24 protein-coding genes are annotated in these 22,216 nt (G+C 44.9%); 3 read left to right on the top strand and 21 right to left on the bottom strand.

The features are described from left to right. Positions 1–14: 14 nt before the first annotated feature. From M662_RS10735 to nagE, 8 genes are all read right to left on the bottom strand, one after another. Positions 15–1,061 carry a dipeptidase gene (locus M662_RS10735; RefSeq protein WP_008640164.1) on the bottom strand — a complete coding sequence of 349 codons (1,047 nt, stop codon included), beginning with the start codon at positions 1,059–1,061 and terminating at the stop codon, positions 15–17. A gap of 141 nt (positions 1,062–1,202) precedes the next feature. After that, positions 1,203–1,730 (bottom strand): DinB family protein, encoded by a 528-nt coding sequence (locus M662_RS10740; RefSeq protein ID WP_026577314.1) that lies wholly within the window; start codon positions 1,728–1,730, stop codon positions 1,203–1,205. Positions 1,731–2,267: 537 nt separating this feature from the next. Continuing rightward, on the bottom strand, positions 2,268–3,383 hold the full coding sequence (locus M662_RS10745; RefSeq protein WP_369815265.1) for an NAD(P)/FAD-dependent oxidoreductase: 1,116 nt from the start codon (positions 3,381–3,383) through the stop codon (positions 2,268–2,270). A 53-nt stretch (positions 3,384–3,436) separates the two neighbouring features. Beyond that, positions 3,437–4,153, bottom strand: a complete 717-nt coding sequence (locus M662_RS10750; protein ID WP_026577312.1) for a sugar isomerase domain-containing protein — start codon at positions 4,151–4,153, stop codon at positions 3,437–3,439. A 13-nt stretch (positions 4,154–4,166) separates the two neighbouring features. Next, positions 4,167–4,892 carry a GntR family transcriptional regulator gene (locus M662_RS10755; RefSeq protein ID WP_026577311.1) on the bottom strand — a complete coding sequence of 242 codons (726 nt, stop codon included), beginning with the start codon at positions 4,890–4,892 and terminating at the stop codon, positions 4,167–4,169. Further along, on the bottom strand, positions 4,885–5,625 hold the full coding sequence (gene nagB / locus M662_RS10760; RefSeq protein ID WP_026577310.1) for a glucosamine-6-phosphate deaminase: 741 nt from the start codon (positions 5,623–5,625) through the stop codon (positions 4,885–4,887). The genes M662_RS10755 and nagB overlap by 8 nt, the downstream gene beginning before the upstream one ends. Then, the gene (gene nagA / locus M662_RS10765) at positions 5,603–6,796 is read right to left on the bottom strand and encodes an N-acetylglucosamine-6-phosphate deacetylase (protein WP_026577309.1); all 1,194 of its coding nucleotides are present in this window, start codon (positions 6,794–6,796) and stop codon (positions 5,603–5,605) included. The genes nagB and nagA overlap by 23 nt, the downstream gene beginning before the upstream one ends. A 12-nt stretch (positions 6,797–6,808) precedes the next feature. Further along, on the bottom strand, positions 6,809–8,716 hold the full coding sequence (gene nagE / locus M662_RS10770; RefSeq protein WP_026577308.1) for an N-acetylglucosamine-specific PTS transporter subunit IIBC: 1,908 nt from the start codon (positions 8,714–8,716) through the stop codon (positions 6,809–6,811). A 168-nt stretch (positions 8,717–8,884) separates the two neighbouring features. Between nagE and M662_RS10775 the strand changes: the two genes are divergently transcribed. After that, on the top strand, positions 8,885–9,070 hold the full coding sequence (locus M662_RS10775; RefSeq protein WP_026577307.1) for a hypothetical protein: 186 nt from the start codon (positions 8,885–8,887) through the stop codon (positions 9,068–9,070). A gap of 37 nt (positions 9,071–9,107) precedes the next feature. Here the strand turns inward: M662_RS10775 and M662_RS10780 are convergent, their stop codons facing one another. The 5 genes from M662_RS10780 to M662_RS10800 all read right to left on the bottom strand — a co-directional run bounded on the left by M662_RS10780 (position 9,108) and on the right by M662_RS10800 (position 13,244). Next, on the bottom strand, positions 9,108–10,565 hold the full coding sequence (locus tag M662_RS10780; RefSeq protein ID WP_026577306.1) for a UDP-N-acetylmuramoyl-L-alanyl-D-glutamate--2,6-diaminopimelate ligase: 1,458 nt from the start codon (positions 10,563–10,565) through the stop codon (positions 9,108–9,110). 242 nt (positions 10,566–10,807) lie between these two features. Beyond that, the gene (locus M662_RS10785; protein WP_008640188.1) at positions 10,808–12,064 is read right to left on the bottom strand and encodes a DUF5068 domain-containing protein; all 1,257 of its coding nucleotides are present in this window, start codon (positions 12,062–12,064) and stop codon (positions 10,808–10,810) included. Positions 12,065–12,481: 417 nt separating this feature from the next. Then, entirely contained in the window at positions 12,482–12,655 is a 174-nt protein-coding gene (locus M662_RS10790) for a hypothetical protein (protein WP_162129290.1), read from the bottom strand. 14 nt (positions 12,656–12,669) lie between these two features. Continuing rightward, positions 12,670–13,044: a hypothetical protein gene (locus tag M662_RS10795; protein ID WP_008639819.1), complete on the bottom strand. Its 375-nt coding sequence runs from the start codon at positions 13,042–13,044 to the stop codon at positions 12,670–12,672. Beyond that, entirely contained in the window at positions 13,044–13,244 is a 201-nt protein-coding gene (locus tag M662_RS10800; protein ID WP_008639817.1) for a helix-turn-helix transcriptional regulator, read from the bottom strand. The genes M662_RS10795 and M662_RS10800 overlap by 1 nt, the downstream gene beginning before the upstream one ends. Positions 13,245–13,468: 224 nt before the next feature. Here M662_RS10800 and M662_RS10805 point away from each other — a divergent pair, with 224 nt between their 5' ends. After that, on the top strand, positions 13,469–14,191 hold the full coding sequence (locus M662_RS10805) for a 3-ketoacyl-ACP reductase (RefSeq protein ID WP_026577305.1): 723 nt from the start codon (positions 13,469–13,471) through the stop codon (positions 14,189–14,191). Between the two features lie 96 nt (positions 14,192–14,287). On the opposite strand, the gene M662_RS10810 is transcribed toward M662_RS10805, so the two are convergent. The 4 genes from M662_RS10810 to M662_RS10825 are packed head-to-tail and all read right to left on the bottom strand — an operon-like array spanning position 14,288 to position 17,933. Then, positions 14,288–15,637 carry an NAD(FAD)-utilizing dehydrogenase gene (locus M662_RS10810; RefSeq protein WP_026577304.1) on the bottom strand — a complete coding sequence of 450 codons (1,350 nt, stop codon included), beginning with the start codon at positions 15,635–15,637 and terminating at the stop codon, positions 14,288–14,290. Next, positions 15,630–16,199, bottom strand: coding sequence for a GNAT family N-acetyltransferase (locus M662_RS10815; protein ID WP_026577303.1), 570 nt, complete (start codon positions 16,197–16,199; stop codon positions 15,630–15,632). Before M662_RS10815 ends, M662_RS10810 begins: the two co-directional genes overlap by 8 nt. Positions 16,200–16,236: 37 nt before the next feature. Beyond that, complete coding sequence (locus M662_RS10820) at positions 16,237–16,722, bottom strand: GNAT family N-acetyltransferase (RefSeq protein WP_026577302.1); 486 nt, start codon at positions 16,720–16,722, stop codon at positions 16,237–16,239. Next, positions 16,719–17,933: an EAL domain-containing protein gene (locus M662_RS10825; RefSeq protein ID WP_008639809.1), complete on the bottom strand. Its 1,215-nt coding sequence runs from the start codon at positions 17,931–17,933 to the stop codon at positions 16,719–16,721. Before M662_RS10825 ends, M662_RS10820 begins: the two co-directional genes overlap by 4 nt. A 245-nt stretch (positions 17,934–18,178) precedes the next feature. Between M662_RS10825 and M662_RS10830 the strand changes: the two genes are divergently transcribed. Further along, positions 18,179–19,096, top strand: a complete 918-nt coding sequence (locus tag M662_RS10830) for a hypothetical protein (protein ID WP_026577301.1) — start codon at positions 18,179–18,181, stop codon at positions 19,094–19,096. 84 nt (positions 19,097–19,180) lie between these two features. On the opposite strand, the gene M662_RS19650 is transcribed toward M662_RS10830, so the two are convergent. The 4 genes from M662_RS19650 to M662_RS10850 form a co-directional block, all read right to left on the bottom strand. Next, entirely contained in the window at positions 19,181–19,789 is a 609-nt protein-coding gene (locus tag M662_RS19650; RefSeq protein ID WP_162129291.1) for a BclA C-terminal domain-containing protein, read from the bottom strand. A 55-nt stretch (positions 19,790–19,844) separates the two neighbouring features. Further along, positions 19,845–20,228, bottom strand: coding sequence for an S-Ena type endospore appendage (locus tag M662_RS10840; protein ID WP_008639805.1), 384 nt, complete (start codon positions 20,226–20,228; stop codon positions 19,845–19,847). A gap of 211 nt (positions 20,229–20,439) precedes the next feature. Continuing rightward, the gene (locus tag M662_RS10845) at positions 20,440–21,738 is read right to left on the bottom strand and encodes a TRAP transporter large permease (protein WP_035387985.1); all 1,299 of its coding nucleotides are present in this window, start codon (positions 21,736–21,738) and stop codon (positions 20,440–20,442) included. After that, positions 21,735–22,211: a TRAP transporter small permease gene (locus M662_RS10850; protein ID WP_008639802.1), complete on the bottom strand. Its 477-nt coding sequence runs from the start codon at positions 22,209–22,211 to the stop codon at positions 21,735–21,737. Before M662_RS10850 ends, M662_RS10845 begins: the two co-directional genes overlap by 4 nt. Positions 22,212–22,216: the final 5 nt, after the last annotated feature.

Genomic DNA, 22,216 nt, shown 5'->3' on the forward strand with positions numbered 1-22,216 from the left:
GTCTATCTCCATCATTACTTCCAAGTATTCGAAAGAACTCTCCTCCAGTTACCTTGTGTAATTTTATAGATTTCCCCCTCTGTCATTCCTTCCTTCTCCAGTATTCTTAAGATCTTTGGAACACCCGTCACATCATGCATTGAGTATGGAATCCGCGTGCCGTCAAAGTCTGATCCAAGTGCGACGTGGTCAATGCCCATCCGTTCGATCATGTAATGAATATGTTTTACAATTGCAGAAAGCGCTACATCCTGTCTATTGACACCGTCTTCTGTCACCATGTTGGGGCTGGTGCTGTAAGTGACACCAACGAGCCCCCCGCTGTCTTTGACCGCATCCAGCTGCCGGTCGGTCAGGTTCCTGGATATTGGACAAATGGCATGAGCATTTGAATGGGTTGCGACAAGCGGGGCGTCTGTCAGCGTGGCAATGTCCCAAAAACCTTTTTCGTTTATGTGAGATAAATCAATCATCACACCAAGAGCATTACATACCTTCACGAGCCTCCTTCCAGCCTCCGTTATTCCCGGCCCGGTGTCCGGAGAGGATGGAAAGCGATAAGGGACGCCTTCTCCAAAGATATTTTTCCTAGCCCAAACCGGCCCGAGGGAGCGGAGTCCTGCATGGTAATAAACATGCAGAGCATCCAGCCCCTCATCAATCGGCTCCGCTCCTTCCATGTGAAGTATCCCGCCCATCCATTCTCCATTCCATGCTTTATCCAAATCCTCCACCGTTCGAACGGCTTTAAACCTCCCCTCAGAGCAAGCCTCCAGCTGATAAAATCGGGAAATTAACGTATTGGCAATTTTCCAAGCATAATCAGGATCCAAAGAAGCGGGAAAGGATTTCTCATACCCCTGCTCCGTTTTGTAAGTCACCTGAGCAGGATCTGTGTCGGGATTGGGACAGAACACCGCAAAGAAACCTGCCGCAAAACCTGCCGCCATACCCTTTGAATAATCTAAATGGCCGTTAGGAATTCCCTTGAAAAATTTATCCACCCCATCTTCCAGCATTAGCAGGGTATCGTTATGACCGTCGATGAACCGGTGTATCATCCTTCTCCCCGTCCTTTCTTGCTTGATTTGCTCTTCTGTTATCGACAGTAGAAGCTGTTCAGGATTACAGGTTCTTCTCTTTAACATGTACATGCATAAACAGGAGACAGTTTTCACCGTCTCCTGCATTTTTAATATGATTCAGGAAGAAACTTTCTTCTCCTTCATGGAACGAATCAATGCCCTTATTTGACCTCGATGATTAATCTCGTCTTCCAACACATGAAACCATAAATAATAATGATTAAAGGTCACTCCGTTTGACCATACATCTTCTTTGTAAAGCCAGTCATCATTTTTACCCTTGAGGTAGTCCAGCGTCTGATCCCTCGTCGCTTCCAATACATCCAGAAGATCGTCGATAGACATGCCATGCACATGCTGTTTTGCCTTTTCCCCAAGTTCGAGTGCTGCCCCCCACTCTTTTCTTTCCGATTCATCCATGTCCCTCTGTTCAAAACTAATGAGCTGGTGGACATATTCGACAGCAGCTATGTGCGAGAGAAGCGCACCGATAGAATTTCCGCCCTCCATGGACCAATCAAGTTCTTCCGTACTAAGATCCGCTACTTCCTGGATTGTGATCGCACGGGTGTGTTCCAGCATCCAGACGAGTTCACCGACTTTTCCCGTAAACCCTTTCTCCGATTGAACTTGATAAGAAATCATCCAGCTTCCCCCTTCACTAATAACAAAATGTCAAAGGTGGTGTTCATACCCCTTTGCATATATACATATTCGACGTACAGGTACTATAACCTTCTTAAGAATTGGAGAAGGAATCGAATTTTGTAGATATTTTTGTTGTTTAAAATTTCTGAAATGACGGTATATGCTAAGTATTAACAAACTGGACCTGTTTGTTCGCCAAAAGCCACCATACTAATTCCATTACAGGAGGAAAAAATGATGAAAATTAAAGTGGGTATTTGGAGCAAACTGACAAACTCGGACAAAATGACCTTATTGAAAGCAGCAAGTCAACAAGGAGCGACCGTGAAGAGTGCATAAACGGACCCATTCTTCTTCCTATCCCTTCATTCATGCTGCATACATCCAACCATTCAACGCTAGCGGGCCTCTCCCTGAGATATAAGACAAACCATTTGTCTTATATCTTCGTTTACATAATTAAATTATCGTATATTAAAAATCACCACAGTACCCCTTTAAAAAGGTTTCCTGTGGTGAGAGTGGTATGGAAGTTTATAAAAATAAAGAGGATGGAGGGTAGTTCTCTAATGGCAAATCAACGGTGTTTCCCGATGCAAGGTTTGCTAACTGTAAACCGACATAAGGACCGCTGGTCAACCCGGAGGCTCCAAGTCCATTTGCGACTATCAGATTTTCTATCCCGGGAACGTTTCCGAGGACAGGTGTATTCCCCTTGGTAAACGGACGGAATCCGACCTTTGTTTCGACGTGAGCTGCCTCCGCCAGACCCGGAGCCACTCGAAGTGCTTTGTCCAACAATTGATGAACAGCTCCTGCCGTTACGTCTACATTAAAGTCACTGCGTTTTTCTTTTGTTGCCCCGACCACAATCTTCCCTTTATCAAAGGAAAGGATATAATGATTGAAAGGTGGCAGTACTACCGGCCAATTCTCTGTCGCAAACTCAGGCATTTCAAAATGCAGGATCTGAGCTTTTTCAAAATGGACGTTCGATTTAAGCCCTACATCCTGAAAAAGCTGGTTCATCCATGCTCCAGAGGTCAAGAGGTACCTGTCGGCATTAATGGTCCGACCATTGACTTCGACCCCTTCCACATTTCCACTATGCATGAGTAAACGTGCATCTCCCTTTATATACGCTGCCCCTAATTTCACGGAAGCATTCAGCATGGCTTGGGCAACTTTGTCGCCGTTCACTCTTGCGGCACCACTTATATGAAGGGCACGATAAGACTCGGACACCAACGGGAACATCTCCCTCGTCTCTTTTGTTGTCAGCTTGGACAACTCTCCCATCTCTGTTGCTTCTCGTCTGCGTTCAACTGCAAGGTCGTATTTACGATCCAGTTTTTCATCCGTATCGAATAGGTTAATGGCACCTGTTTTTCGGTAGCCGGTTTCTCTTTCTCCGTATTCAACAAGCCGTTCAACGAGCGGTTCATAGTATGCAGCCCCTCGGATAACCAGTTCATACCAGTCCTTGTTGCTTCTATTTGTTAACCAGGGGCAGATAATACCAGCGGCGTTTCTTGTTGCCTGCCCCGGCTCGAACCGATCGATAATCACGACTTCCTCTCCCTTTTCTACTAAATGGAGAGCTGTAGAGGCACCAAGTATCCCTGCTCCTATGATGATATGTTTCATTATTAACACCTTCAAATTAGGATTTTGTATTGCACCTCATTTTACTAGAGAATTCATTAAAATGAAATCCGCCCCTTGTATTTTTCGATCAAGCGGGAGTTATGATCGTCCGCACCATCGACATTTCCACTTTTAAATATCGGCGGTTCCATTCCTCTTGACAGCAGCACATCCATCACATTTGCCATCAAATAATGCAAAAGGGCCGATCCAAGGACAGAGGAGACGGGTCCAAACTTCGTATCCAGGTTCTCTCTTTCTTCCACGGCATCACCAACCGGCACCATAGAATCGACTACGGCATCGACTACATCCTCCAAGCGTTTGCCGGATACATGCCTGGATTCTTGAGAGGAAGTGTAATAGAGCGATTGAATGGACAGAACGAAGGCACCGGATTCTTTAGCAAACATAGCTGCATCAATCGGTGCAGGATTTCTTCCGGATGTGGAAAACACGACCATCACGTCTTTCTCTGTGATGGTCTCCTGCTCTAAATACGAAAGGACAAATCCATCCGTCCTTTCATTATTGGATGACTGTAGTGCCCCTTGGTGCAGCATCAGCGGCTCGATAAAAATCGGTTTGACAGGTACCAAACCTCCAGCACGGTAAAATGCATCCTGCGCCAGCAGTCCGGAGTGACCACAGCCAAACATGTAGATAATCCCTCCGGCCTGTATTCTGTCTGCCAGAGATTCAGACAATTTCTCCGGGATGCCCGTCTGTTCCAAGTCTTTCAGTTTCTGAATTACTTTAAGTAAATAGCTCATAGACCTTCCCTCCTTACGTCCGGTGTATTTCACTGATGAATTTATATCGGTCGGCGCGGTAGGAAGATTTCACCACTTCAAAAGGGGTCCCATTTGTAAGGACACTAAGCCTTTCTATATGAAGAACAGCTGCCCCGTAAGGAATGGCCAAAAGCTCAGACTGCTCCTGATCTGCAGTCGTCGCTTCAATTACCTGTGTCGCTTTGTCGATCTTATAGTCATGATTCTCTTCTATATGTTCATATAAAGATCCCATTACAATCGATTCATCTACTCCCGGCACAAGAGCGATCGGGAGGAACGTCCGTTCAACAGCCATAGGCTTCCCATCAGCAAACCGTATACGCTGGATTTCATAAACTTCTTCTCCTTGTTCCAAATGCAGCTTTCTGGCTATGTCCGGAGGAGCAGGGATGACGGAAAATCCGATCAGTCTGCTCGTTGCTGTCATTCCACGCTTCTTCATATCTTCGGTGAAGCTTGTCATTCCCGTAAGAGGCTGCTCGATCTTTCTCTCAGAAACGAAGGTACCCTTTCCTTTTTCCCGGTACAGAGCCCCTTCATTTACAAGATTGGAAACGGCCTGTCTTACCGTCATTCTGCTAACACCGTACTGTTCACTCAGCTCCCTTTCGGATGGTATCGTCTTCCCAACACCAAACAGCCCTGATTCAATCTTTCCTTTGATATCTTCTTCGATCTGATAGTACATCGGAAGAGGTGATTTCTTATCAAGCATCGTTTCCTTCCTCCACTCCGTATGCTTCTTTATCCAGAATCAGCGTAACATTGGGGTGATTCATAAGAATGGAAGCTGGAAAATTCACGTCGACTTCTCCTTCCAATAAACGGGCAATAGCCTTCCTCTTTCTCTTGCCGGAAGCCAACAGGAGTATTCGTTCACTCTTCATAATGGAGCGGATGCCCATCGTTATCGCATGGGTAGGGACCTCTTCCTTCGTATTGAAAAAACGGGCATTCGCTGTTCGGGTAGAGGGGGTCAGTTCCACCACATGTGTTTCGCTTTCCATGCTGCTGCCGGGTTCATTGAAGCCGATATGACCGTTCTCCCCGATTCCGAGGAGCTGCAGATCAGGGGGACCGATGTCCTCAATTAAGGATTCGTACCGCCTGCACTCCTTATCCAAATCTTCACACGTACCCTTTGGCACATAGGTGTTTGCTTCATCGATATTTATATGAAGAAACAGCTCATTTTTCATAAAATACCGGTAACTCTTTGGGTGTTCCTCATCTAAACCGATATATTCATCAAGATTGATCGTTGAAACCTTGGAGAAATCCACTGTGTTCTCTCCATTTGCACGGATAAGCTCCTTATACGTTCCAATCGGTGTACCCCCTGTCGCAAGCCCAAGTACAGTTTCCGGTTTCTTATCAATTTGATGGACAATAATATCTTTCGCCCGTTCACTCATTTTTTTATAGTCATCGACGATGATCAACTGCACCATTACCCCTCCTGTCATATGCAATAATGCCTTTACAAATTGTCATACTCACCTGTGTTTGGTCATTAAGGAGAACAATATCCGCATCTTTTCCAACAGTAATCGTCCCTTTTTTATCTGCTACTCCTGTTTGTTCTGCTGCATTAAGGGAGGTGATCCGGACAAAGTCATGCCAGCTCATCTTCATGGCTTTTTTTATCTTTTCCGCAGCCTCTTCCAAACGAAGGATGCTGCCGGCAAGGGTGCCGTCCTCTAATCTTGCTTCTTTTCCGGAGACATAGACGGATTGTCCCCCCAGGTCATACGTTCCATCTTTTAAACACTTAGCCCGCATTGCATCGGTAATCAAAATCAGCCTGTCCGGCCCGATCATTTGATAAGCCGCTCGAACAGCTTCCGGATGAACATGAATATAATCCGCAATTATTTCCACTTTCAACCTTTTATCAAGGAAAGCAGCACCAACGATTCCCGGTTCTCTATGGTGGAAACCACTCATCTGATTGAACAAATGAGTGACGTGACTCGCTCCGTGATCTGCAGCTTTAACTGCCTGATCAAACGTCGCTTCACTATGACCAATAGATGCTGTCACACCTACCGAAGAAAGGTGGCGGCATAGTTCCAGCCCAGCTTCTGATTCCGGATCCATTGTGACGAGCCGGATGTTACCACGGCTCACTTCCTGCCACTTATCAAATAATGTGGAAGATGGTGGAATAATGTGCTCCACCGGCTGTGCACCCGCTTTGTTCTCATTAATGAAGGGACCTTCTAAATGAATGCCGATTACTTCTGCATTTCCAGGGGACTGCCCATATTTGATATAGTCTCCGGCGTTTTCAAGCGCTTTTTCGATCGCTTCTTTGGACTGGGTCATCGTCGTGGCAAGAAACGCAGTCGTTCCCTCTTCGGTCAGCTTTAATGCCATACCCTCCAAAGCTTCACGCGAAGCATCCATGACATCGTGCCCGGCCGCACCGTGCACATGAACATCTATAAACCCCGGCACTAACGTGTTCCCTCTTCCATCAATGACGGTTCCTTGAGGAGCGATCGTCCCCTTCTCGACTTTTTCTATCTTACCCTCCTTTATTTGAATGGTGCCGTTATCTATAACCTCGTTATCCGTAACGATTCTGACGTTGTGGATCTGCATGATATCTGTCACGATTATCCTCCCTTACTTTATCGATAAAAGACCTTTGTCTCCCTGCATCTTATCCTCCGTAGCTAAAAGCTGGAATGATTCCTCTTTTAAATTCGTAAATATAATCGGTGTAATTAGAGAAGGTGCGTGCTTAGAGACATAATTTAAATCAACACGAAGCAGCGGCGTTCCTTTCTTCACTTTCTGCCCGGCATTTACGAGACTTTCAAACCCTCTCCCTTCCAGTTTGACCGTATCCAGCCCTACATGAATGAGAATCTCTAATCCGTTATTCATTACGATTCCGACGGCGTGTTTCGTCGGGAAAACTTGAACTACTTCTCCGTCGACGGGCGAGCAGAAAACATCCCCTGCCGGATCCACAGCAAATCCCTGCCCCATCATACCTTGAGCAAAAACCTGGTCGGGAACTTCGGTCAGCGGCAGAATCTTTCCATCCACAGGCATCTGAAATTCATCGGACTCCAGTGTATAACCTTCGGATTCAACCTGTTCCATCGTTCCGGCCTTTTCCTTTTCAGAATCCGATAAAGGAAGCAAGCCGGTCTCTATTTGTTTCTGCATGGCGGATGCCAAGAATTCGACCGTTGTGCCAACAACAACTTGTACATTCGTTTTACCGACTTTCATGACTCCTTTGGAACCCAATCGTCTTAATGCCTGCTCATCCACTACTTCCCGATCTGCCATCTGCAGGCGCAGTCGAGTCGTGCAATAATCGAGCGAGACGATGTTATCTGGACCACCGAGTGCATGAAGATATCGGGCTGCCTTCTTATCGTAGGCGTTCTCTTCCTGTTCTTCCTCCATAATATCCTCTTCGTCTTCCCGTCCAGGTGTCTTTAAGTCCAGTTTTACAATTAGGAAATAGAACAATACGAAATACAGGACGAACATGATTAATCCGATCAAGATCAAAGAAACCGGGTTTTCTGCAATGTTGTAGTTAAGTGCAAAATCAATCAATCCGGCAGAAAATCCAAAACCGTGACGGATGTCAAACGCGTAGGCTAACGCCATAGCTACCCCTGTTAAGATCGAGTGGACGACATAAAGAAGGGGGGAGAGGAACATGAACGAAAATTCAATCGGTTCTGTAACCCCGGTCAGGAAAGATGTAAGGGCGATACTTAAGAGCATCCCACCGACAGCTGCTTTCCTGTGCTTCTTTGCAGCCATATACATGGCAAGACATGCAGCCGGAAGGCCGAACATCATAATTGGGAAGAAGCCGGCAAGGAAATAGCCCGCATTCGGATCCCCGTTGAGAAAACGATTTATTTCACCATGAACCACGGCATCCGCCGCCGTTGTGAATGTACCGAAATCAAACCATATAAATGTATTGATAACGTGATGCAGACCGACAGGAATGAGCAGACGGTTCAAAACGCCATAAATACCAGCACCAATTTCTCCGGCGTTTAAGATCCAGCCGGTCGCCGCATCAAGCGCATATTGTGGATATACCCACAAATATCCGAGTACGAACGATAAAATGACCATGACGAGGGATGTAATGATCGGAACAAACCGTTTTCCGCCGAAGAATGATAAAAATTCAGGGAATTTAACATCATTAAAGCGGTTATACAATAATCCAGCAATGACTCCTGCGATTACTCCGGCAAACACTCCCATATCGATCGTATCATTGATGGCGGTGATCCCGTTTGTCAGTACAAGGTATCCGACCGCGCCAGCCAGAGCTGCCGCCCCACTACCGTCTTTCGCAAATCCCATGGCAATACCTATCGCAAAAATGAGAGCAAGGTTTTCCAGTATTCCATTCCCTGCCGCAGTCATAAATGGAATACCAAACATATCGTCCATCCCAAGCCTGACCAATAATGCTGCTGCAGGCAGGGTGGCAATCGGAAACATAAGCGACTTTCCGATCCGTTGTAAAAAATTCAGCATATAGTAAATCCTCCTTCAATATTGATGAAAACGTTTTATCAAGTAATAAGATATCATCCATTTATATAGTTGTCTATACCAGTTAGCATTTACATACCTTCTTTTTTAAATCGTGCAGAAAATACCATGGTATGATATTTTTAAAGAAAGTTTAAAGGGGGATGAGCCGTGAACAAACAAATGAAAAGCGGCATCGGCCTCATCGGCAGCCTGTTGTTAGTTATGGTCGGCCTATACCGATTATGGACGAACCAACTAGAAGAAATGTCTATAATCGTTGCCTACTTGTTCCTCGGAGTAGGAATAATCGGAACTATTACCAATGGTGTTAAATGGAAAAAACACAGCAGATAATATTCTGCCGTGTTTTTTCTTCATTTATTTTCAAGCTTCAAACACGGATTTTCCTTTTTTCAAGGATATAATCCACTGTTTCTCTATCGGAGTGAACGGAATAACAGAAGTCCTGTTGGTAGGTCTCATGCCCTTTTCCGGTGATAATCACCCATGTACCGCTTTCAGCCTCCAGTACTGCATTCTCAATAGCGATCGTTCTGTCCGATACAAAGGTCCCTCGGTCACCTGCGAAAGTTTCCTGGATCATGGTCACCTCTTCTTTCATTTCACTTACAGAAACACCGTTTAAATCATCCATCGTCAATACCGTTCGATCCGCATGTTCCAGAGAAGCAAGAAGCATTTTCTCCCTTTTAGATATGTCTCTGTTGCCTCTAAAACCGAAGACGTGACATATAGAGGATGCCCCTTGAGCTCGTACCGCTTGTAATGTATGGGAGATACTATCTGCTGTATGAGCGTAATCAATGACGATCGTTACATCAAAATCCGTCCGAATCACTTCGAACCTGCCTTTAATCCCCTCAAACTGCTGTAATGATTCCAAAACAGCATCGGTAGGAATGTCAAGACTTTTCGCTACGGCATAGGCTTGGGCGGTGTTGTATAAGTTGTGCTCCCCCTCCAATGGAGAAGGTAGGACCACATGCTGGTTTTCTTCTCTAAGAAGTACCATGGACGATGCTGGAAGAAGGCTTTCCATTTTCAGAGAACAACCTTGTTCCTGACCAATCGTCTTCAAAGGTTTATCTTCGAAACAGGAGGCAAGCTTGCTTCCCCACGGATCGTCTGTGTTTATAATGGCTGCTCCATTCTTTTTCAGCATCGTAAACAACTTCGACTTCGCCTGAAAATATTCTTCCATTGTCCTGTGATAATCCAAGTGGTCATGGGTGAGGTTTGTGAAGACAGCATAATCAAAGGAGATGCCTTCCAGCCGATACTGCTCCAGACCATGAGAGGACACTTCCATAATAATTAGATCGTCCTCACTTTCTGCCAGCAGCTTTTGTATAGTGGGTGCATCCGGTGTGGTTTGATCGGCCGGAAGCGTTTCACCATTTACAATATTGTCGATCGTCCCGAACAAACTGCAAGTATAGCCATTCTGTTCACAAATATGTTTTAGGATATGACTGGTTGTCGTTTTCCCGTTTGTTCCGGTGACTCCAATGACAGTCTTCTTCTCGGCCGGATATCCGTAGAATGCAGCTGCTGCTTGACCAAGGAACTTCCGGCTATTATCCACTTGGATATAAGGAACCGGAAGTCCTTCCAATGGCTTCTCTCCAACAACTAAGACCGCTCCTTTTTCTATCGCGTTGCTGATGAAAGCATGACCATCCGAATTATATCCGGGCACGGCCACAAACACATATCCTTCCTCCATGGCACGGGAATCGGCAGTGACCCCTTTCACCATGCTCCTTTGTTCTTCCATATTTAGTGGCGCCTGTATAGATGTGTATTGAATCAATGTCTGTACTCTCACTGGCTGCTTCTCCTTTTAGCACGAAGTTTATAGTATCCTGCAGCCTCATTTTAACGCGTTCCCTCCACAAAGAAAGGTGGGTTATCAATATGTAATTTGATTTTAATATCTATTGTAAATATTGGATGAAATTTTCTATACAAGCGAATCACTCATCAAGGATAATGCCTTTTAAAGAACGAGCCTCTTGCGTTAGAGAGGCTCGTTTACTCACGACACTATTCATTAAGTTTGTTTATATTCTATCTTGGAAGGTCGAACGTGACCGTTTCCCCTTTGTACATTTTTTCACCATCATCAGCGATGAACGGACCGAATTCCAGTTGGAAAGACCCGTAAGATTCAAAATCGTCTTTTCTGAAAAGAAAGACGTGGTATTTCTCTCCGGATTCTCCCGCTTCAACGGCTTGCGGATCGGATGGTTCAACCATGCCTTGTGAAAGCACGGAAGCCCGGCCGTCATCTACATTCACTTTAGACCCTAAATTCCATATACTCACAGGTTGATCGGATTGATTATCCAACGAGAGCTTGATGGTGAGCGCAACCATGCCCGCGTCACCAAAGTTCGAGAACCTCGCTTCATTACCAGCAGTCGGTTCGATCTCAGCATACTGGACGCCATCCAGTGTCACTTGGACATCCCCAAGCTGCTTGGATTCGTCGATACCCTCTTCTTCAAATATCATCGTCTTATTCGCAAGGTTTCCTGTTGTCAACTCGTCCGGATATAGATTAGATTCCGCTTCTACTTCTTCTTTTTGTTGTTCACCGTATACGAAATCAAATGTTTCGTTTCCTTTGTAAGAATCGCTGAAGCTGCTATTATCCGCAGCTCCCCCTTCGATCACCAACTTCGGTTTAACACTTTGGAGCACATCGAATTGATCGTTGGTCATTGTGAATGTAACCAGACCTGTTACTTCTTCCCCTGCAGCGTATTTAGAGGTTTCCTCTTCCACTTCCGACTTTGGATACTCATCTCTTACGAAAGTTCTGGAAGAGGTAAGAAAATCTGTCGAGTTCATCCCTTGGAGCCTTAGAAAACTCGGATAATACATCGCTTTATCTTTCGTATTGTTCACTTTCACTTCCGCAACGACAACATAGCCGTCGTTTTGATCATCGAATTCTATGTACATGTCATCGTTCATGTCCGTGACTTTCAGGACCTGATACTTCTCTACAGACACAATGAATCCGTCCATATCGTTTTTGAAACCAGGATCTTCATTCGTATATAGCACTTCAACATCGCCTTCTGATTGTTCGGTGATATTATCTGTCATAACTTCCCCCCCATTGGGCGAAGCTTCCTCCTCATCTGTTGCTTTCTCCTCTTTCTCCTCTTTCTTTTCTTTTTCTTCACCTTCGTCTTTTTTCTTTTCTTCTGCTGCTGTGTCCTGGTTATCTGAAGAACCGGTTTCTTCAGACGAGCCACAGGCAGCAAGGAAAAAAGCCAAGACAGTCATTAGAATAAGCAAATACCTCTTGTGCATGTTCTCAACCCTCTCTCACAGAATTTAATAAAACCTTAACCATATTAACCCAAATATTTGGGTTAATATTTATAAAAGGAATATTTTAGTTATAAATAACCATACTTTGGTAGAAATAAACCAGTAATAATACATTCACGAGAAAAAAGGCCCACCCAATAAGAATCAGTATGGAACCTTCCAAGAGCGCCCTGGAAGATGTTTTATAAATACGCACAAAAAAACGCCCGGAAATTCCGGACGTTTTTCCCTTTAACGATATGGATTTTGTTTTCCAGTACCGTTTGTCTCCCCTTTTTCTCTTCTTAATGCGTTAAGATCTTTCTTATTTTTGTTCTTTTTCTTTTCACCCATAAGATGACCTCCCTTCCCCTTTAGTTTGTCTAAATGGTCGGAAATCAGCAGAACCATTGGATGTCAGCGATTCCAGACACTGACGAATATGACAACCGCTGCAAACACAATGGCGGATATGGATAGAATTTTGATAAATCCTTTCTTAGATAAAGCGTTATTCGTTGTTTCTCGACGAGCTGTCCAATATAGAATTCCAAATGTGACGAGGAAGGCTGCCGGAAAAAACCATTCCATCTCCAATCCCTCCTTTACATCTTTTTGGATAGAATTACCCAGGAAAGGAATACTGTACAAATATTCAACGCAATCAACATCTGGATGACCATGGAGGCCGTAAGGTTAACTCCTGCTTCCAGCAGCGTAAGTAAAGCAAACATATAGATAAGCATGGCAAAAAAAGAATAGAACAATCCTTTATAACGAATCAGCTGCATACGCTCGTCCTTCTGTTTGAACTGTGGGTGCAGATACGCCATGGAAAAACTCATGACCGCCATCGATACCATTAAATAAGCAGGCATGGACGGCAGCGTTCCTGCAAGAACAGATATAAGAATGAAGAACAGCGCCTGTACACTGAATAGTCCACCTGCTACTTTATACGCCAGTGGATAATAATCCATTATTTTTCCTCCTCAAAAATAAATATATCTTCAATGGCAGCCTGAAAAATACGTGCAATTTTAAATGCTAAAGGCAGGGATGGATCATATCTTCCTTTCTCGATGGATATAATCGTCTGTCTGGAAACCCCTAACTTTTCTGCCAGACGATCCTGTGATAATTGATGTTTTTTTCTATAGGCTACTAAATGATTTTTCACAATTACCCTACCGCCCTTTCTATAAAAAGAATAATGTAAAGCCACCTTTACGTCAAGGTAACTTTACATTATTCTTTTCGATTCCCTGAGTTGTTTTTCAAGCAAGCTTTTTGTTTACCATAATTTTTTTATGTATAGTAAATGTGTGGGAATGATTTTTTATCGTGCTTCCTTTTTGCAAGAAGGCTGTATACGTCGTAAAATCAAAAGAAAGGAGGATGAATATGGCACAACAGATAAGTAATAAAATTGCGTACATAACCGGTGCAGGAAGAGGGATTGGTAAGGCCACTGCTTTGGCACTGGCAGAAGAGGGTGTTCACCTTGGCTTGATGGCCCGAACGGAGAGTTCTCTCCATGAGGTGGCTGAGGAAGCCGCGAAGTATGGTGTTAAAGCCGTCACAGCTCCTGTAGATATTTCGGACATCCAAGCGGTCAATAAAGCCGTAGCAACATTGGAGGCAGATTTGGGAAAAGCGGACATCCTTATTAATAACGCGGGGATCGGCTTGAACGGATCGTTCCTTGAGCTGGAGCCTGAAGAGTGGAAACGGACGTTTGAAGTAAATGTCTATGGTACTTACCATGTCACTAGAGCCGTCCTTCCTCACATGGTGGATAAGAATAAGGGAGATGTCATCACGATCTCATCCAGCAACGGTCTCAAAGCCACAGCAGGTTCAACTTCCTACAGCGCTTCTAAATTCGCTGTCCAGGGGATGACGGAAGCATTAATGCAGGAAGTTCGCCGCCATAACATTCGCGTCTTCACCATGAACCCGAGTCTTGTCGCAACAGAACTTGTCTTTGGTGACGAGCTGGAGGAGAAGAACCAAGACAAATTCATGCAGCCGGAAGACCTGGCAGAATTCATTATATCCCAGTTGAAACTGGATCAGCGTATTTTCATTAAACAATCGCTTCAATGGGCAACCAATCCATTTTAAATCAAAACACCTCTCATTTTATTGATGAGAGGTGTTTTGATTTCCCTTTCTTATTCCCGCTTTTCTTATAGGATTACTGATTAAAGACACCGTTTTTCATGGGCTTAATTGTTTTGAAATCACATCCGCGATGTACACACCGGAGGCAGCTGCCTGGGAGAGAGAATGCGTTTCGCCAGAGCAGTCTCCAGCCAGATAAAGTCCGGAAATCTCCGTTTCAAAGCAGCGGTCTGTCGACATTTTCGGTTCATAAAATTTAGCATCCATTCCATAAAGAAGGGTATCCTCATCCATAGTTACACCAGTCCAATTCTCTAACCTTCGGAGCAGCGTTTCCATCGCTGAAATATAAAGATCGGGAACTTCATCTTTAAGAAAACCAGGGTCCGCCGCAAGGGAAGGTTTGACCCGGTTGTAAGTCAATGTTGACGTTGGTTTGTTCTGCCGAAGATCCCCGAGCCGCTGGACGAGAATTCTTTCATCCTTTCGATTAATTCCTCCCAGCACCTTGGATGCTGCTTTCATAGCAGCTTCGTATGTATGGAAATACTGAGGAACGAAAAGGGTGAAATTTAAATTGCCGCTCGGACCGCCTCCCTCGTATTGATTCTGCCCATCTGCCATCGTCCATCCGTGCTGAAACTTTCTAATAATCCTTCCGTCCGGGTTCATGCAGTAGGTCGTAGCCTCCCATTCGTCCGCTGCTATCCTCCATTTTGTTTCAAATGTGCGATCCAGAATGCTGTCTAGCTGGCCACGCTTCATCTCCACTCTAAGCCCGAGATCAAGCCTTGTTTTCAAAGATTTTAATCCTAGTTCCGCTGCCTGATTGAGCATCCAGTCACTTCCGCTTTTTCCTGTTGCAAAAATCACCTTTTTTGTTCGGATGATCCCTTCACTCGTGCGGAGAAGAAAAACGTTCTCATTCGACGTGACCTCATATACATCGGTCTGGAAAGAGAAGCTGATGGATTTCTTCAAGGTTTCAAACATGTTCTGAAAAACACGTTTTGATACTTTTGTTCCCAAGTGCCGGACAGAGGTGGTCAGCATCTCCAGGGAGTGTTCACGCGCCTCTGCTGCCAATTCCTTATTCCACGTGTGATAGATCCTCTTCACGTCCCCACCATAATCACAAAGAATGTCATCAACAGCCTTCATGTATTCCATCGCTTTTCTGGAGCCGATTTTTTTATACAGTTCTCCTCCAAAAGCATTGGTATAATTGAATTTCCCTTCGGATTTTCCGAGACCGCCAAAGCCGAAATAACGATCGCATAACTGACCGCACGTACACGATTGTCCAATCTCCGACCCACAAAAACGATTGGCAAGAGGTTTTCCTTTATCTATTATTTTGATGGATAAAGGGTTTCTTTTCTGTGCCAGACGACAAGCAAGGAAGGCCGCACTTACACCGGCACCAATGATGGTGACGTCATACATCGGTCTTCACCTTTGCGTACACACACGTATCCGTAAGTTTCGATCCATCAACAGATTTGTCTTCATTCCTTAAGATCCCTTCAAGATCAAACCCCAGCCCTTCCGGGACAGCTCTGCTCCGTCGATTGTCGGACTCGCACCGTATTTCCACCCGTGCACAATGCAATCCTCTGAATGCATAATCTGTCAGCACCGATACCGCTTCCCTCATGTACCCTTTACCTGTTGCCTGCTTATCCAACCAGTACCCGATCTCTACTGCCGGGACATTCCAATTGATCCTGTGGAATCCACACGTCCCGACATAGCTGCCGCTTTCTTTCTCAAACAGAAGGTACCGGAGGTTTGTGCGAAGGTAGAATTTCGCACGGGATTCGCGCGCGTTCGCTTCTGTTTCTTCTACTGTGGGAAGCTGCTGCACGAAACCAAGCCAAGGACGCAGTTCCTCTATTGATCTGCGAATCGACGCATTGATCTCAGCCCCGTCCCCTGGTTCAGGTATCCTTAAGATTAACCGATCCGTTTCTAACTTCTCTTTCACATCCACCATTACCGGATTCAAAGTAACACCCCTTAAAAAAGAATATCTTTCACCCGCCTTATTCCTTCTTTCCAGTCGCTTCTCTCACCATAGTTATAAACTTGTCCGGACCACTATAGAAGGCTTGATCTGCCTCAAAACCCATCCGTGAATAAAGACGGATGGCACGCCTGTTAAACGTGGCAACAGATAGACGCAGACAGCTTTCGGAGTCTTTTTCCACCTCATCCAGTACAGCTTTGAAAAACGGTGTTCCTTTTCCCTGTCCCGTCCAGGACGGCTTCAACCCTACTCCAATATCCGTACAACGGCGCTCATAGGCTCCAAAAGGATACCCAGCGGGGACGCGGGCACTCGGACCAGTACAATAGAAGCCGATGAGGTTCTCCCCTACAAACGCTGCCACATAGCTTCCATCCAAACGCTCCTTCACATTTTCTTCGTTTACAGCTACATTATAAAAATCATAGGGCGGCTCATAAGCGAAACGAAGAGATTCTATCGCCAGCTTCTTCGTCATTGGATGAAAAGTGATGGACGTCATTGCAGTAAACACTCATGATTATAGAGATAAGCATAGCGTAAATCGATGAAGAGAAAATGAGTGTCCGTAAGCGGAAAACTAAAGGTACGAACCATTTCCTTCGTTTCAATATCGGAATAAAGGTCGGACAACAGCCCGGTATTCCAAGCCTTCATACGCATAACGTTCTCAAGGAAATATGGACGAAAAGCCCAGTTAGATCCTTTTTTGTGCGGCTCCATCTGCCATTCACTGTCACGCTTCCGAAAGTTGGCAGATACTTGCTGCCCTTCTCCATTACAAACGAACATCCGAAAACTCTCCTCATCAAAAAGATCCGTCACTTCTGCAATGAAAGTATCCGCTTTTTTAGGGCCCTCCCATTTTACCAGCAGTCCTTTCACCTTTTCTTCCCATTGCCTTACAAATAGCAGCCGTTCTTCTATAAGTGTGCGCTGTCTATGGACATATCTTTTTACCTTTTCGGACAGATCGACAGCCAGTGACTCCTTTTCAACAAGGTCAAACGACGGATACGCTAAGTAATACCCTTGGTAGTACCTGCTCCCATTTTTCCATGCGAAATAAAGCTGGAAATCATCCTCTATGTTTTCAAATAAGAGGGCTGCTCCTATCCTGTGGGCCAGCATAGACAAGGAAAACATGACATCCTGGAATTCGTCCCCGTTATGCTTACGGATAATGCCTGAATCTATTTTAAGAATATGCGGCTCTAATTGACGGATTCGGTCAATGTTCGAACTTTTTGCTCCGACGTGGTCTACGGCTACTTGAATACCGTACGTCTTGTAATATAGGAGAAGGTGACCGAGCGTTTCGAAATCTTCATCAAAATCATGCTCCGTCACTTCAATCACGACCCTGTTCAAGTGAAAACCTTTTTGGTCATACAAAAGAAGCGTCTCCAGAAGAGCTTCTCCATCGTTCACGAGGAGCTGGCTGGCATTCCTGTTGATGAACAGCATTCCGTCCTTCTCCTTCTCCAACATCTCGTCCATTGCAAGTTTCAACAGGTGTTGATCGACTTCCTCTTTGAATTCTTCCGGCACATCTTCATCTTGGAAAAAAGGGCCCAATGACTTCCAGCGGTCTTCATCCTGGATACGTCCCAATACCTCATATCCGATCACATCATGATCGATTGCTCCAATCACCGGTTGGAAGACAGGCTTGATATTATGTAAATTCCCAATGACATCGAACGGGTCCATGTGTCCTCCTCCTCTTATCCTTTTCCCACATTATACAACAATTCTGACTATGATCTAGAACATTTCCACCTTTTCTACCCATCTCCCCGCAACCTCAGGGAGCAATCGCAGCGATATTTTCGGCATGCTTTCCACTTTCTAAACAAACCGGCGCCGTATGTGTAAATACAGCAAAAAATAGTTCACCGATCTGGGCATTCGCACATACGTTATCAAAACAAGTGACTTTTGGAGGAGGGCGGGGTATGAAAGAGATGGAATCAACCTGCGTTCGTGTTAAAGAAGTATATGACTGGATGGAAACCCGTACATGTAAAGAATTGGTGCGCCGCGTACTCGTTCCTAATTCCACTTCCGAAGCAGAAGAGTGTATTTGTATTCCTTATTATGTAAGAAATGATTCAGAAGACCCTTCGCCCATTTATACAACCGTCGGTCTTAATGCTGTAGAAAGCTGTTATGCTGTAACCCATACATGCACCGGGAACTGTGAACTGACTATATTAGTCAATGGAAAGGAAGAGACTTCCCTCGCTTCCGGGGATACGCACCTGGCTGAAAAGGATCATCTAGAATCGATCACCATTCTTCCAGATCCTTATGGGCAAGGATGCAAGGGGACTTTGACCTTGGATATTTCTTACTCCGCCGGCTACCCGGCTCGCGAGTTTCAACGGAGAGAGCTCCCCTGTTATTTAACCACCGCAGAAGGAACTATCCTAACGTCTGCTGGTCCAGATACGTTCTACTGGCAGATTGAGAAAACATCCGAACAGCGCTCTTTCCCTTTGAGGGACGGAAGCCGGGTTCTGCTTAATAGAATTTCAGCAGCTTTCCGCACACACGTTACCGTAGATATTTATGATCGTGCTGGTGACGTCGTTACCCCCTGTACCTTCCCCGTAGAAATAGAAGAGACGTACTATCTATGTGCACCGGATGGTTGCAAATTCGAGGGATATGTTACTGAATTTCTTCCCAACGCATACGTCATCCCTGCAGAAGAAAATGGATGCGTATGTCTGGATATCCATCTATCCTTATGTATCTCCCATCACATGAAAGCCTTCGGTGACCGAACAGCAGCTATAAGGGGAGCACTATGTTCACCTAGAGAAGACATTCCTCTTCCATGTACTCCCCCACCTGTACCCATCTGTTAATACGTGCGTATATTTCTATGCGTATTACAAGAAGCATTTGCCGGCTCCCCTAATTCTTAAAAGAAGCTGGCGAAATACTTCTCGTTATACTAATTCGTCATCAATACGGATGATTGTAAGAGTAGCTCCTTGACCATCCTGCAAAGTTGCTGCACCCAGGAGGCCGAATAATTCAAGGCTAATCGTGTCTCCCACATCCAGGGATACTATAATATCCGCATTAAAACTGCTGACACTTAACACAGGGTTGGTCTCAGAGGCTTCCAATGGAGTACCATTGACCGTAAGTCTTGCTCCCAATAGTAATGCAGCTGTTGTATTTACTTTGTAGGACAAATAATAACGCCCGGAAAGTGTGATAGTAAATACCGTGTCTGTAGGATCTACTGTGATATTTTTTACATTCTGTGAGTTCGGTAATGGAACGGTTGTTCCTCCAAGTACCACAGCAATTAGAGCTCCTTCTGTATTAGCCGCGAATCCAGATGTTTCCGTAACAACAGGACCTGCTGGACCAGCGGGTCCTACTTCTCCTTGCGGGCCTGCCTCCCCCTGTGGACCTGCCGGACCTGTTTCTCCCTGTGGACCTGCCGGACCTGCCTCTCCCTGTGGACCTGCCGGACCTGCCGGGCCTTCAGGTCCTCTTAAACCGCGGACACAATCTCCACTTCCATCATAAAAGTTTATAGCCATTACTCTGTTTCTCCCTTCCATAATAGTAAGAATTCCTGCCCATAGCCGGAATTTTTTACACTGCATCACAATTGACTTGATAACGCGGCGTCAAACAAACTAACCCGGAGGAAATATCTCCTTCTTCGCTATCAGGTACAGTGACTTCAATGCGCGTAAAGTTCGTTGCGGTAAAGCTTACACTGCCCCCCGCATATACAATTAAAGGCGTGCCTACCTGCGTTCCATCATTATAAAAAGTGACGCTGATAAACTCGGCAGCACCAGAGTCATACGCAACGAAACCGGAACTAAAAACGTTCACTCCACTTGTCACATATATATCTTGGTTGACTCCCTGCGGCATGCTCCATCCTACGCAGACTTTATCCTTAACAAAATCACAAGATACCGTAGTATCCGTATTGAAACAATCAAAACAATCGGAACAACTCGCCATTCTTTTAACCTCCGTTCGCCATAAATAAGAACTACAGTCATATCGTATTAGTTAATATCTGAACCGGAGACGGCCAATGACTCATACAGGATGAATTTATAGGTATTTATAATTTCCTTTTTTAAATGTACATAGTAAAAAATACCGAGACCTCCTCCAAATATGGAAGAATATCGCGGTTTTATAACCCTTACTCTTTTGTTGTCAGTATTTATTGACCGGAGAAGATGTCAGGGCTCATCTTTTCCGGCAGATAAAAGGCGATGTCAGGTAGAAATGCCACGAATAACAACACGACAACCACCACTGCTATATAAGGAATAACTGCTTTGAACGAACGCTCCACAGGCAGCTTTCCGATCTTCGCAGCTAGTAGGAGACATAGTCCGTAAGGCGGGGTAACCAATCCTACAGCAAGCGTCATAACGGTAACGATCCCCAGCAGTACCGGACTTACATCGAAAGTCAATGCCACGGGAAGCAGGACAGGGATAAACAGAATCATGGCAGGTATGGCATCCATAAATGTTCCAACAAATAAAAAGAAAGCGATAACAATTAACAGGAAGACCCACTTGCTGTCAATGTTGTTTGCGAAGAATTGCTCCGCCCAAGTGGACAACTGATAATAACTCATCAATTCTCCAAGCGCATTTGCAGCTGCTAACGCAAACAAGGAAAGGGAACTTAATGTAAGTGTATCAACAAGAATTTTAGGAAAATCCTTGATTTTCAATGTCTTGTAATAAAACATCCCCACGATAACCGTATAAATAGAGGCGAAAGCTGCTGCTTCTGTAGCTGTAAAGATGCCTGTGATGATCCCTCCAATCAAGATGACAGGAGTCATTAATGCCGGGACCGCATCAAAAAACTGCTTGAAGAAATTTGATATTGAGGCTTTTTGATAGGTCGGGTATCCTTTCTTTAAAGCCAGGAAATAAACAATGACCATCATGGAAATGCCTACGAGGATCCCCGGGATAATGCCCGCCAGGAATAGAGCACCTACAGAAACATTCGTAAGTCCAGCGTATATAATCATAGGAATGCTGGGCGGGATGATAACTCCAATAGTAGAAGAGGCTGCAGTAACTCCGACAGCCGTACCGGTATCATACCCCTGCTTTTTCATATTGGGAATTAAAATTTTCCCAACTCCTGCTGTGTCTGCCTGGGAAGCTCCAGACACCCCGGCGAACAACATAGATACAAGGATGTTGGCATGGGCCAGTCCACCCTTTATATGCCCGACCATGGACAAAGAAAAATCAATGAGTTTCTGGGATATCTTTCCACTGTTCATTAGATTCGCTGCAAGGATGAACAAGGGAACTGCCAGCAGGACAAATGAATCCAAGCCGTTGAACATTTTAACCGGGATGGTGACTTCAGGAATATAAGGGATATTAAATATGCCCACGAGAGCAACGATTCCAATGACGAAAGCGATGGGAATCCCTATGACCATCAATAAAATAAAAATGCCGACTAATAATGGACCGATCATAGTGCTGCCTCCTCTTTGGAGAATTCCTTAATGTTTTTAATAACGTGGCCAAGCGTGTAAACTGCCATCGTAGCTCCCATAACAGGAACGGAAATCCACACATAGCCCATTTTCATAGCCTCTATAGATACCCATTCATAATCCCAGAAGCTGACGGCTGCCTGCCATCCAAAATATACGATAGCTGTACTGAATAATAGAATGATAAGATCATTAATCAAATACAGAACGTTTTTGTATTTCCCTTTTGCTTTCCTTAATAAGAAATCAAACTGAAAATGTTCCCTCCGGTTCACCATGACACCAGCCCCCATGAATACAGACCATATGAAGGAGTACGTAGCGAGCTCTTCGGTCCATATAGCGGAAATGCCCATAAATCGAGTGACTACTTGAATGACAATCGTAACGAAGAAAGTAAGAAGGAACACAACACCGATGGTCAGTTGGACTCTTTCCAGTAGTTTTATCATCTACA

It is taken from the genome of Bacillus sp. SB49, from assembly GCF_000469135.2.
Taxonomy (GTDB): domain Bacteria; phylum Bacillota; class Bacilli; order Bacillales; family Halobacillaceae; genus Halobacillus.